The sequence below is a fragment of the Nostoc sp. genome, from assembly GCF_054880495.1.
In genome coordinates this window covers 1-12811 of sequence record NZ_JBTYKD010000180.1, presented here as the reverse complement: position 1 = coordinate 12811, position 12811 = coordinate 1, and the positions used below count along the sequence as shown (strand labels likewise).

The 12811-nt window shown below is 40.4% G+C and carries 8 protein-coding genes and 2 pseudogenes; 6 read left to right on the top strand and 4 right to left on the bottom strand.

Features of this window, described 5'->3' with window-relative positions; genetic code table 11:
- Positions 1–344 (top strand): annotated as a pseudogene (locus tag ACYTXL_RS17750) (serine/threonine phosphatase); the annotation flags it as partial.
- Positions 345–583: 239 nt separating this feature from the next.
- Positions 584–1864 (top strand): protein kinase domain-containing protein, encoded by a 1281-nt coding sequence (locus ACYTXL_RS17745; RefSeq protein WP_461925891.1) that lies wholly within the window; start codon positions 584–586, stop codon positions 1862–1864.
- Between the two features lie 68 nt (positions 1865–1932).
- On the opposite strand, the gene ACYTXL_RS17740 is transcribed toward ACYTXL_RS17745, so the two are convergent.
- Complete coding sequence (locus ACYTXL_RS17740; protein WP_181930103.1) at positions 1933–2151, bottom strand: DUF4327 family protein; 219 nt, start codon at positions 2149–2151, stop codon at positions 1933–1935.
- 918 nt (positions 2152–3069) lie between these two features.
- On the opposite strand from ACYTXL_RS17740, the gene ACYTXL_RS17735 reads away from it, so the two are divergent.
- From ACYTXL_RS17735 to ACYTXL_RS17720, 4 genes and pseudogenes are all read left to right on the top strand, one after another.
- Positions 3070–3459 (top strand): tetratricopeptide repeat protein, encoded by a 390-nt coding sequence (locus tag ACYTXL_RS17735; RefSeq protein ID WP_461925890.1) that lies wholly within the window; start codon positions 3070–3072, stop codon positions 3457–3459.
- Between the two features lie 42 nt (positions 3460–3501).
- Entirely contained in the window at positions 3502–7323 is a 3822-nt protein-coding gene (locus tag ACYTXL_RS17730) for an FkbM family methyltransferase (protein WP_461925889.1), read from the top strand.
- Positions 7324–7355: 32 nt separating this feature from the next.
- Positions 7356–7661: pseudogene (locus tag ACYTXL_RS17725) on the top strand (O-linked N-acetylglucosamine transferase family protein); the annotation flags it as partial.
- Positions 7642–8220 (top strand): Uma2 family endonuclease, encoded by a 579-nt coding sequence (locus tag ACYTXL_RS17720; RefSeq protein WP_461925888.1) that lies wholly within the window; start codon positions 7642–7644, stop codon positions 8218–8220. The pseudogene ACYTXL_RS17725 and the gene ACYTXL_RS17720, both read left to right, overlap by 20 nt.
- Positions 8221–8652: 432 nt before the next feature.
- Here ACYTXL_RS17720 and ACYTXL_RS17715 read toward each other — a convergent pair whose 3' ends face one another.
- The 3 genes from ACYTXL_RS17715 to ACYTXL_RS17705 form a co-directional block, all read right to left on the bottom strand.
- Positions 8653–10872: an O-linked N-acetylglucosamine transferase, SPINDLY family protein gene (locus tag ACYTXL_RS17715; protein ID WP_461925887.1), complete on the bottom strand. Its 2220-nt coding sequence runs from the start codon at positions 10870–10872 to the stop codon at positions 8653–8655.
- Between the two features lie 378 nt (positions 10873–11250).
- Positions 11251–11814, bottom strand: a complete 564-nt coding sequence (locus ACYTXL_RS17710) for a type IV pilin-like G/H family protein (RefSeq protein WP_461925886.1) — start codon at positions 11812–11814, stop codon at positions 11251–11253.
- 103 nt (positions 11815–11917) lie between these two features.
- Positions 11918–12484 (bottom strand): Uma2 family endonuclease, encoded by a 567-nt coding sequence (locus ACYTXL_RS17705; protein ID WP_461925892.1) that lies wholly within the window; start codon positions 12482–12484, stop codon positions 11918–11920.
- Positions 12485–12811 lie beyond the last annotated feature (327 nt).

Here is a 12811-nt window from a genome sequence, read left to right as displayed (position 1 = left end):
GGGAAATTACGCGCGGAGTGGAAGCAAGCATAGCTTACGCCCGCCCAGATGCCTACCAACTCACTCAAGCCTTGGGGCCTCGTGATGAAAACTCGGTTAATCCCGATGTCGGCTTTTTCGATATCAATGAAGATACCCTGCTGTTGTTGGCATCGGACGGTCTATCAGATAACGATTTGCTAGAAACCCATTGGCAGACTCACTTAAAACCCTTACTTAGTTCTGGTGTTAATTTAGAACAAGGTGTTACAGATTTAATTGATTTGGCGAACCAACACAATGGTCATGACAACATTACTGGTATACTTATTCGAGCAAAAGTACGCCCAAATCTCGAAAGTTAAAAATAAATGAGAATGGGGCATCGGGCATCGGGAAAAATAACTCCTGTACAGATGCGATTAATCGCGTCTCTCCTATGTACAGATGCGATTAATCGCGTCTCTCCTATGTACAGATGCGATTAATCGCGTCTCTCCTATGTACAGATGCGATTAATCGCGTCTCTCCTATGTACAGATGCGATTAATCGCGTCTCTCCAAACTCCCCACTCCATGTTCCTCTTATCTTTTAGGTTGTATTGTGGTTAGTCTGACCCTGTTAGAACCGCAACAGAAAACGCCCCTCCAGCAGTGGTGCTTTGAGAACTCCTCCATAATTCGGATTGGTCGAGCGGCAGATAATCACGTTGTTTTAACTGATAGTTTAGTTTCGCGGCATCATCTAGAACTCAGACAAGTCGATTTGGCTAGCAATGGCGGTGCTTGGCAGCTGATTAGTCAGGGTACAAATGGGACTTTCCTTAACGGTATCCTGGTGATTCAAAGTCCGTTACCAGATAATTCCCTTTTGCAACTAGCACAGGGAGGCCCAATACTGCAATTCCAAATTCAAGAGGTAACAGTAGTGGAAACTGGTTTGCGGCCAGATATGCAACGGACAGAAGAAAACGCCGCCGAGACATTTTACTCAGCAAAAAATCCGGCAAATTCATCCTCGACTTGCACGCACGAGGGTAACTCACCGAATAATCTATTTTGCATCCACTGCGGTCAACCTCTCTCAGTGCAACAGAGGATTCGCCATTATCAGGTGTTGCGAACTCTCGGACAAGGAGGTATGGGTACTACTTATCTCGCTAGGGATACGACTGGTGAGATTGCGGCTATACCACAACTGCTGGTGTTGAAGCAAATGAATGCTGATATGGTGAAAATTGCCAAAGCTCAAGAGTTATTTGAGCGGGAGGCCTACACTCTCAAATCCCTTAACCATCCTGGAATTCCCAAGTATTATGACTTCTTTGTAGAAGACGGAAAAAAATATTTGGCAATGGAACTAATCCACGGACAAGATTTAGAGAAACGCGTTTATACCACTGGCCCAGTTACACCAAGCCAAGCGATCGCTTGGATGATCCAAACGTGCGATATCTTAGACTATCTTCATAGCCAAAGCCCTCCACTGATTCACCGCGATATTAAACCTGCCAACTTAATGGTGCGAAGTTCAGTAAATCGCATTGTGGTGCTGGATTTTGGTGCAGTTAAAGAAATTGGCACAGCCCCCGGTACTCGAATTGGGGCAGAAGGTTATTGCGCTCCTGAACAAGAGCGAGGACAACCTTTGACTCAATCTGATTTGTATGCAATTGGGCCAACGCTGATTTTTCTGCTCACAGGAGAAAACCCGTTTAAGTATTACCGCCAACGAGGACGAAACTTCAGGTTTGATGTGGCAAAAGTTCCCACCATTAGTTCCCAATTAAGAGATGTGATTGATCGCGTTACAGAACCATTGCCACGCGATCGCTATCAAACTGCAAAAGAATTAGCTGCGGCTTTAGCTGCTTGCAAAGTTTAGGGAGTGGGCTTGCCGTGAGCGTAGCCGAATGGGACTAGGGAATATTGAATATCCCTATTCCCTATTCTCTATTCTTCATCCCAAGTTTCTACAGCTAGCAATTCACTAACTGGGTCTTGCATACTAAAGCCAAAGTCGAGCAGTTCTTGTTTCCAGTGCTGCCATTCATTACCGTAGAGCAAGGCGATTTTCCAGATGCTATCGCTTGGCTTGATAATGTTCGATTCTATGAGTGATTGCACGTTGCGCTGCAATTTCACCATTGGGTGAATCACTTTTTGAGTCATAACCTCGATTGAATTCAGATTTGGTTAGTAAATACTTAATTAAAACTGCTTACCATTCTGCAATTGTTGCCGGCCGTAGAGTGGTGTAATTTGGTAAAGCTAGTCTTAACTTTTTAACTATACCATAATAAACTCTACTAAGTTACTGGCAAATTCGGTTTTGTACGGTAATTACCACCACAAAACTCCGATTTCACCAAGCAGTCCTTAAACTTCTTGCAGAAATCAGGCAAAGGTTCAGACTGTGAAAATTCTATTTGTTGGAATCACAAAAAATATGTGTGGTTGTTGAATAACCCATAGGACAGGGGCTAGTTTAAAGTTTTTGACTGACAGGGGAATTTGTAATTGAGTAGAAGTGTGTACCGTTTATGTTTATCTAAACGTTATTTAGAATATCGCAAACATCTGGCATTAAGCAAATTAATTCTAAATCTTTATATAATTTTAATATTTTACGCCGTGTGCAACTTTCTCTCAAACCTAACCCCCAACCCCTTTCCGACAAGGGAAGAAACCTCACCCTGGTTCTGCTACGCAAAACCTGTCCCTCTCCTTAGTAAGGAGAGGGATTAGATTAAAGTCAGGACAGGGTGAGGTTTTCTTTTGGCTAATTCGATGACTTGTGTGTACACCGTAGACAAGGGAAGGGGAGCAAGAATCAAAGCCTCTTGGACTGTGGAGGAGAGGGTTGTGCTTTGAAGCATTAAGAGCGATGCCTACGGCGGTAAACTACGCATGGCAAAATTGTCGCTACAGCATGGGCTTACCATAAAGTTCTCTGGTATTCAGAGTCACCATTTGAATTTTGTGTAAAAAATTTCTAGCCAAGATGTTAGTTTCTGTTGGGCAGATGGGTATCTTCAGAACAGGAGGCTTGCTGATACCTAAGTATTTACCGCAGCAAGTATGTGGGGCATGGCTAGTTTGGAGGCAGAATACCTAATTACCCGCAAAAAGCAGATTCAGCGGCGACAAAAGATTGTCACGATAGTGTCGATGTTCTCGTTTTTTGGTTCTACGGTGTTTGCTGTAATTCCGGCAATACAACAGGCTAGTCAACCTAAGCCAGCAATTGCGTCTCCTTCTGCTGAGTCAGAATTACAGCAACAGGCGCGGGGCTACGAGCTGGTTTTACAACGGGAACCAGAAAACCAACTTGCTTTAGAGAAACTGTCTGTGGCGCGGTTGCACTTGAACGATTTTAAAGGTGCGATCGCACCTTTGGAGAAGCTGGTGAAGTTGCACCCTGAGCGGCAAGATTACAAGGTTGTATTAGAGCAAGTGAAGAAGAGAGTAGGAGAGTAAGAGCGATCGCTAGAGTAAACAGCTAAAGATAAGAATAGGAATATGAATAAAAAAATTGCCGATTCTGAACTTAACCGTTTGATTCCTCCAGAAATTAAAAACGATGAATTTTATACAGCTATTCAAAAGATTGCTAAAGAAGAAAATATTAAAACAGTTCTAGAAATTGGCTCATCTTCAGGAGAAGGAAGTACCGAAGCATTTGTAACAGGGCTTCGGGAAAACCCTAACAAGCCAACATTGTTTTGCATGGAAATTTCAAAAACTAGATTTACTGAGTTGAAAAATAATTATAAAAATGAATATTTTGTAAAATGCTATAATATGTCTTCTGTTTCTCTAAAAAAGTTTGCTGGTGAAAAGGAAATTATTGACTTTTATAATACCCATTATACTAATCTAAATCTTTATCCTCTTGAGCGTGTGCTTGGTTGGTTACGACAAGATATTGAGTATGTAAATAAGTCTGGAGTATCTGACAACGGAATTCAAAAAATTAAGAAGGAAAACAACATTGATTGTTTTGATTTAGTTTTAATTGATGGTTCAGAATTTACTGGTGAAGCTGAATTAGATGAAGTATATGGAGCAAATCTTATTTGTCTAGATGATATTACTACATTTAAAAACTATAGAAATCATCAAAGATTGCTTGCAGATCAAAACTATGTATTAATTGCTGAAAGTACTACTATTCGCAATGGTTACTCTATATTTAAGAAAATTGAGCAAGTCGATAATTATTTTTCTCTGCATGAAATATCTGAACAACTGCTAGTTAGCAAAATTGTGCGTGCGGGAATGATGGTTTTTGATATTGGAGCAAATGTTGGTGACTATTCAATCTTGTTAAGCAAATTAGTAGGAGTTTATGGTAAAGTTTATTCTTTTGAACCGACATTAAATACCTTTAATAAGCTAAAAGAACGATTAAGTAACTCAAAGTGTAATAATGTTTTTCCATTTCAACAAGCAGTTTATTCTCATAATATCCAAATCGAATTTAACGAATTTTCGGAGGAATTTTCAGTATGGAATAGTATTGGCAGACCTCAAATGCTAGACCCGCAAGGCTCTGGTCAATATGTCCCTATTGTCAATACTGAAATTGTGGAAACAATTACACTAGATTCTTTTTGTAAAAACAACGATATTCAAAAAATTGATTATTTAAAAATTGATGTTGAAGGAGCAGAAATTGATGTATTACAAGGAGCAACTGAACTATTAAGAAAAAAAGATATCTATTTTATACAGTTTGAGATATCACAAAAAATGTTGGAGGGCTTAAACCGTAATGCTCAATCTACTTTTGATATTTTGATTCAACATGGTTATGAGTGCCATCGTATAAGTCAAAATGGAGATATTGGAGAAAAAGTAATCAATTCTGATTCTTTCTATGAAAATTATATTGCTTTTCCCTGTTTACCAATTCACTTTTTTACTATCGTTCTGAATGGGCAACCATTTATCCGCTACCACATTGAGATATTCAAACAACTTCCTTTCAAATGGCATTGGCATATTGTCGAAGGTGTAGCTGAATTAAAGCACGATACTGGATGGAGTCTAAAGCAGGGTGGATATATAGACGATGAAATCCATGATAATGGTCGCAGCAATGACAGTACAACAGAATATTTAGATGAACTCGCACAGCAATATCCCGAAAATATCACAGTTTATCGTAAGCCAGAAGGTGTGTTTTGGGATGGCAAACGGGAAATGGCTAATGAGCCATTGTTGAACATCAATGAAGAATGTTTAGTATGGCAAATAGATGCAGATGAGTTATGGACAGTCGAGCATATTTTGACTGCACGACAGATGTTTATTGAGAATCCTGATAAAACTGCCGCTTTCTATTGGTGCTGGTATTTTGTAGGAGAAAAAATAATTATCAGTACTCGTAATTGTTATGCTCAAAATCCCAGACAAGAGTGGTTGCGAACCTGGAGATATAAGCCAGGATCAGTGTGGGTAGCACATGAACCACCAAGACTAGAAGAACCTCTACTAAATGGTCAATGGCGGGATGTTGCAGCAGTAAATCCTTTTCTGCATCAAGAGACTGAAAGGCATGGTTTAGTTTTCCAACATTTTGCTTACGTAACACCAGAACAATTACGCTTTAAAGAGCAATACTACGGTTATAGCAATGCTGTCTCACAGTGGAAAGCTTTACAGGAAACTACTAAGTTTCCGGTTCTGTTGCGTGAATATTTTTCGTGGCTAAGAGATGAAACAATGGTTGATACCGTCGAATCATGCGGTATAGTACCAATTGCACAACGAGAACTCAGCAACAATGGTTGGCGGTTCTTGCAACCAGATGAAGTGCAGCAACAAGTTTCACAGATTAAGAAAGCAACACCAATAATTCTGGTTGACGGGGTATTTTTCCAACTTTACCAAACTGGTATTGCGCGTGTCTGGAAATCCTTATTAGAAGAATGGGCAAATAGCACTTTTGCTAAACATATTATTGTACTTGACCGGGCTGGAACTGCTCCCAAAATTCCCGGTATTAAATATCGCAGTATTTCACATTATGACTATAACAATACCGATGCTGACCGGGAAATGCTACAGCAAGTTTGCGATGAAGAAAGCACAGATTTATTCATCTCTTCTTACTATACAACGCCGACTACAACGCCTTCTGTGTTCATGGCTTATGACATGATTCCAGAAGTTATGGGATGGGATATGAATAATCCCATGTGGCGAGAGAAGCATCATAGTATTCAACATGCATCTGCTTATATAGCAATTTCAGAACATACAGCGGGTGACTTGGCACGCTGTTTTACTGATATACCTATAGAATCTGTTACCGTAGCTCATTGCGGAGTTAGCAGTACTTTTTCACCAGGCAAATCTGAAGAGGTTAATGCTTTTAAATCAAAATATGGGATTACAAAGCCTTACTTTATTTTAGTTGGTGGTGGAACTAGCTATAAAAATAGTATTTTGTTCTTCCAAGCTCTTTCAAAACTTGCCAATAGCTACGGATTTGATATTATCTGTACAGGAAGCGGCGGTTTATTAACACCTGAATTTAGAGCTTACACATCAGGTAGTGTTGTTTATATGCTGCAACTCAGTGATGAAGAGTTGGCAATAGCTTACTCTGGTGCTGTAGCACTAGTTTATCCTTCTAAGTATGAAGGTTTTGGAATGCCTGTTATTGAAGCAATGGCTTGTGGTTGTCCAGTTATCACCTGTCCTAATGCCTCTATTCCAGAAGTAGCAGGAGATGCAGTAATATATGTGAATGATGATGATGTGGATGAACTAGCAAATGCGCTCTGTGAAGTGCAAAAGCCTAGTATTCGTTACTCTTTAATTACTGGGGGTTTAACACAGACGAAAAAATTCTTATGGTCAAAAATGGCGGAAACCGTAAGTTCTGCCTTGATTGATGCTACTCTCCTTTCTTTAAACCTCAAAGAGCTTAATTTAATTATTTTCCCAGATTGGTCGCAACCAGAAGAGTTAATCGGTTTAGAATTGCAACGAGTGATGAAGGCGATCGCCACTCATCCTAATAGTGAAAAAACTACCCTACTTATCGATACTGGTAACATTACTGGTAAAGATGCTGAACTATTTTTATCTAGTGTGGTTATGAATCTTTTGGTACAGGAAGATTTAGATGTTACCGAAAGATTAGAAATTTCTCTAGTGGAAAACTTGGCTGATATTCAGTGGTCAGCTTTGCTACCTTGCATATATGCAAGAATTGTTTTGGAATACGAAGATAAAAACGCACTGAGTCAAGCAAAAGCAGAAACTCTGACATCTTACGAAATAGAAGTTTTTAGCGAAGCACAAGCTGAACAGTTATTTTTTGCTTGAGCAATAAATTCTTTTTTGAGGGAAGATGGAAACAAGCGATCGCTTGTAATCTCCCCATTGTTACCTGTCCCGGAGAATTTATGCGCGGTCGTCACTCTGACAGCTTCCTGAAAATGCTAGGGGTGACAGATACTATAGCTGAAAAGGAAGCAGAATACATCGAAATTGCTGTTAAATTAGGACTAGACCCAGCTTGGCGACGCAGCATTGCAGAGCAAATGAGCCAAAATCACGGCCGTCTCTTTGACGATAAAGCCTGTGTTGCAGGTTTAGAAGCCTTTTATATACAAGTTGTGGAAACAAGTTCGTTATATTCCCATGACCGCAATTACCATTAACTTTAACAACATTGTCAAGTTTAGCGACGACCAATTTTACCAACTATGTCGGGATAATCCCGATATCAAATTTGAGCGCAACGCCAATGGAGAATTGATAGTAATGCCACCCACAGGAGGAGAAACTGGAAAACATAACGCCAAACTTACTGCACGATTTGTCTTGTGGAACGAACAAACACAATTGGGTGAAGTCTTCGACTCTTCCACTTGTTTTAAACTCCCTAATGGTCCCGATCGCTCTCCTGATGTTTCCTGGATCAAACTTACCAGATGGATCGCCCTTTCAGCAGAACAACGCGAAAAGTTTCCACCCATCGCCCCCGATTTTGTTTTAGAGTTAATGTCCCCATCTGATAGTTTGAGTGAAACACAAGCAAAAATGCAAGAATATATGAACGCGGGAGTAAAGCTAGGCTGGCTTATTGACCGAAAAACACGCCGTGTTGAAATTTATCGACAAGGACAACCAAAAGAAGTATTAGAGTCCCCTACAAGTTTATCTGGAGAAAATATATTACCTGGTTTTGTTTTAAACTTGCAGATTATATGGGGTTAATTAACGCAATGTGCGACTTATTCTTAAAACCCCGCTTCCATTCCTCTCTCCGAAAGGTCCAGAGGCTTTGATTCTTGCTCCCGTTCCCATGTAGGGAAGGGGTTGGGAGCATTAGTGTCAACTTAACGTAGAAGTTAGGCAAGGTATGCTTTCGAGGTTTCACCCTCACCCCCAGCCCCTCTCCCAAAATTGGGAGAGGGGAGCAAATTCTCTAGTTCCCCTTCTCCCAAAATTGGGAGAGGGGAGCAAATTCTCTAGTTCCCCTTCTCCCAACTTGGGAGAAGGGGTTAGGGGATGAGGGCAAAACGCCTTCTCAAAGCAGATTTTTTCTTAAGTTGACACCAATGGGTTGGGAGTTAGGTTTGAGAGAAAGTTGCACACGACGGCGTAAACATCCTTTAAGAAAAGAGCGCTGAAGCCCTCACTAAGAGCTTATTTCCCCTCAATATACTTCTGCCACATCTGCTCGTAAGCCTTTTCCATTTCACGGGTAAACTGCTTGCCATTCCACAACGGTGCTGTTTGCCGCGATGCTTTCAGCTTCAAAGCCACCTGCTGGCGTAAAACTTCATCCTTGCCCAAGCGCACACCCCATTCTATATACTCTTCATCAGTCCAGGCAATCCCTTCTGTTATACCCGCATTGATCATCATGGTGTAGCTATTACGCGCTGCAAACTGTTCACCAACTCGCGTCACCAAAGGGATACCCATCCACAATGTTTCTAAGGTTGTTGTCGCTCCGTTGTAGGGAAATGTATCTAATACAATATCAGCAATGCCTAAATTAGCACGATGAACTGCCTCTGAATGAACTATTGGTAAAAATCGTAACCGAGAACAATCTACACCTTCTTCTTCGGCAATTTGATAAAAGAAGCGTTTAATTGTTTCCTCCTCAGAAAGTCCTTTAATCAAAAAGTAGCTGTTAGATACTTGTTTGATAATTTGCATTTGCCACCTTGTCGTTTCTGGATGGCGTTTATATCCTCTTTGGGCGCTGAGATATACAACGGCATCCATAGGGATATCCAAGTCATCGCGGCGGAGAGTTGGTACACCTACTTCAAAACCATCTACTGCTATGTAAGTTTGAGGTAATCGCCAGATTTTCTCTGTATAGTAATTTTGGGCATCATCTGGCAGTACATAAGGATCTGCGATAAAGTAATCAATTGCAGGTAAGCCTGATGCATCCCACCCCAGCCAAGTAACTTGAATTGGGGCTGGCTTGAGTGCCATCACTTCACAAGTAACATCTAGAGTGATGCTATCAAGGTCAACTAAAATATCAATTTCATCTTGATATATCTGGTCAGCATTTTGTAGGCCATTAATACCTAATTTCCAAGCTTTTCCTGGCTGATTTAGATACCAATCTTGGAGATTATCGGTTCCTAATTTGTAGTTAATAAAATAAGTATGAATATCAAATTTATCTCGATCATGATGTTGAAATAACCAGCGAGCTAGCCAACCAACAGAATGAGTCCTTAAAGCGTAAGATATATAACCAATTTTTAATTTTTTCGGATGGTGTGTTAAAGATTGATGATGAATGATTTGATGATCATAGTTTTTTCCTTGTGATTGGCCAAGAGATTGAATATAATTATTAAAAATCTCAGCTACCTGATTATGAATAGCTCGGAAATCAGCAGGAGTATCTTTAATGTGAGGTATCGCAAAAGATGGCATAAGCAACCGTAATATTCTTACTTCTTCTAGAGGAATTCGTTCAGCTTTAATAAACTGTTGAAACACAGTTTCCAATTCTTCACAAGTTGTACATACCTCTTGCCAATATCCTCCTGCTGACATTAGACCCCTTAACAGCAAATGGAGGGCAAAAATTTTATCAGCCAAGTCTTCTGATAAGGAATAACACAACCTGGCTGTCTCTATACCTTGAGAATAATTACGAGTGTCTTGATAAAAAGCCGCTAAGTGCCGCAAAACTTCTACATTATTTGGTTCCAATCGTAAATGCAATTCTAGCAGAGATGATGCTAGTAAAGGCTGCCGGCAAGTATGACCAATTTCCATAGCAGCAGGAAGCAGTATAGAGAAGCATTGATGAGGATCAGAGAAATAAGGAAGACAAGCTTCTATTAAATTTAGATTAATTGGATGTAAGGGAACAGTATTTAAAAGTTCTTTTATAACTTGGATTAATAATTCGCTATTAATTTCTATATTTTCTTTTGCCTTTAAGCTTTCAATTAATCCCCACTCATTCAAATTCTCAATTTGTTCAAACTTTTCCAATTTGAGGGAAAGTATAAGAATTTGAAGCAAATTATTTATATAACTAGGATTAATTTCCCGCATGTGCTGGCGAATTAACCAAGCTAGAGAATATTCCGCCAGTGTTTCACGCCTTTCGGCTTCTATTTGCAAAACTTGAAATAGTTCATTTGTCCAAATTTGTAACTGTTCTTCATCTGCCTCTGTCATTGGCAGCATCCAAGTCATTTGAGCTTCTGCTTCTTGCCCTTGTAATAGCAATAGTAACCCTAAATGCCAATAATAAGAAATAGCATTTGGTTCTATTACTATTGCTTGTTCATATAGCTCCGCTGCTTGCGAATATTTTTCTTGAATGAAGTATTGTTCAGCTTGATTTTGCCAATTATATATATCAGTAATCATTGCAATTCTCTGAGAAAATTTTATGAGAAATATAATTCAATACGCTTGGGTTAAGGAGAATCGTAGGTTGGGTTGAGGAACGAAACCCAACATTTTCAGTGGTTTGTTGGGTTTCACGACCTTCAACCCAACCTACGCAGTTTATGGTTTTTGACGCTAACCCAAGCGTATTGGAATATAATTGTGAACGACTTAGATAATAGACATCTGGTGAAAATTACGCAGGCACAATTCATGAATTGTGCCTACTAAGGATTTCGGCCAACGCATAATTAATTTCTGGAGATGTCTAATGGAAATAAAGTGGATAGAAGCATCTACCCACTTGGGAAAATATCTCGTTGAGAGACAGTTTATATACTGTTTGTCCTTGGTTGGTTACTTAGACATAGGGACGTAACTGGTGGGACAAGTAAATGTTGCACCGGTGTTGCTGAATGTAGTTCCACTTGCATTTACACCACCGCTAGACATGGGGAGTGCAGCTTCACACAAAACAGCTAGGGTAGTAGCATCACTGGTAGCACCTACGTTTGCCACCTCTACACCACCAACATAGCTTTTGAGAGGCGCAGTGGTTACATTTACTGATGCTTGGTTGGTTACTACAGCAGCAGAGCCTGTAGCAGTACCGATGCTACTTGAGTAATTGTAATTTACGGTTTGTGTTAGAATACCAAGTCCTAAAGCACCAATTGAACTTGTAAATGAAGTATTTTCTAAGTAATAAGCTTGTTGAGCGCGGTTCATTGAACCTATGTAGGTTTTAGCTTCCGACTGCTTGGCTTTGTTAGCTTGGTTCAAGAAAGAAGGTAGTGCGATCGCAGATAAAATACCGATGATGATAATTACTACTAGTAATTCAATAAGTGTAAAACCCTCATCTCCCTTCTTCTTGGCGAGGATGTGTTGGAGAAACTTGGCTTTTAATTCGGTTTTCATAAGTGTTTTCCAGGGGGTAGGAAGTGCTTGGGTGTTCTAGATGTAACTTACCCAACTGCGATCGCTTTCCTATCACCCCACCTAAAAAAACTTTTGCCTATATTTATTCAAACTCAGGTGGCCACAGCTCTAATATTGCCAGTTCCCAACCTGGTAGCAAGTCTGGTAATCTGAGCGTGTCGCCATTCTGCAATATCACCGGAGTTTGGTTTATTCGATAAACCATTAGTGTTAATTTGTCAGGGTCAATCAGTATGCCGACTACAGACCCAAGTTGCAAAAATAACTGAATCTTCTCCTCAAGCGGTTTGATTCTGTCGCTTTTAGATTTAATCTCAACCATTAGGTCTGGAACCAACTCTACAAAGTCGCGCTTGGTCTTCTTCAATCGGTCAGCCCGAACAAAAGACACATCAGGGGCACGCAGGTTTCTTTTTTCCGAGTCGTCCTCTTCTATTCTAGGTAATATGAAGTCTGCGCTAGAGCCAGTCACTCGCCCTAGCTTGCGCGACATTACCCAAATATTCAAGAAGGTACTCAACCGAGTGCCAATTTCCTCTGACTCGTAATCTGATGGCCCCATAACTATGATTTTCCCCTCAACCAACTCCATCTGCCATTCTGGATGCTCGGTTTGTAGCTGCTCTAAGTCTGTAATGGTGAGGCACATAATATTACAGAAAATACTTCTATAGGAATCATATTTGATTTCTGAAAAAATCTCGGTAGTCTTGTCGTAGACCCTCTTGGCTAGAATGTTGTAAAAAAATTGTAGGTTGGGTGGAGGCTTTGCGTAACCCAACATCCTGATAATCAGTTGGGTTGCGCTCCGCTCCACCCAACCTACGTCTAAGTTGAGAACCGTAGTTTTCGCCCTCACCCTAAATCCCTCTCCCAGATCTGGGAGAGGGACTTTGAAATTCTGGCTCCCCTTCTCCCAGATTTGGGAGAGGGACTTTGAAATTCTGGCTCCCCTTCTCCCAGATTTGGGAGAAGG

Coding starts and splice junctions, on each gene's coding strand:
- ACYTXL_RS17740 (WP_181930103.1), bottom strand. CDS start 2,151: ATGACTCAAAAAGTGATTCACCCAATGGTGAAATTGCAGCGCAACGTG.
- ACYTXL_RS17715 (WP_461925887.1), bottom strand. CDS start 10,872: ATGATTACTGATATATATAATTGGCAAAATCAAGCTGAACAATACTTC.
- ACYTXL_RS17730 (WP_461925889.1), top strand. CDS start 3,502: ATGAATAAAAAAATTGCCGATTCTGAACTTAACCGTTTGATTCCTCCA.
- ACYTXL_RS17710 (WP_461925886.1), bottom strand. CDS start 11,814: ATGAAAACCGAATTAAAAGCCAAGTTTCTCCAACACATCCTCGCCAAG.
- ACYTXL_RS17720 (WP_461925888.1), top strand. CDS start 7,642: ATGACCGCAATTACCATTAACTTTAACAACATTGTCAAGTTTAGCGAC.
- ACYTXL_RS17705 (WP_461925892.1), bottom strand. CDS start 12,484: ATGTGCCTCACCATTACAGACTTAGAGCAGCTACAAACCGAGCATCCA.
- ACYTXL_RS17735 (WP_461925890.1), top strand. CDS start 3,070: ATGGCTAGTTTGGAGGCAGAATACCTAATTACCCGCAAAAAGCAGATT.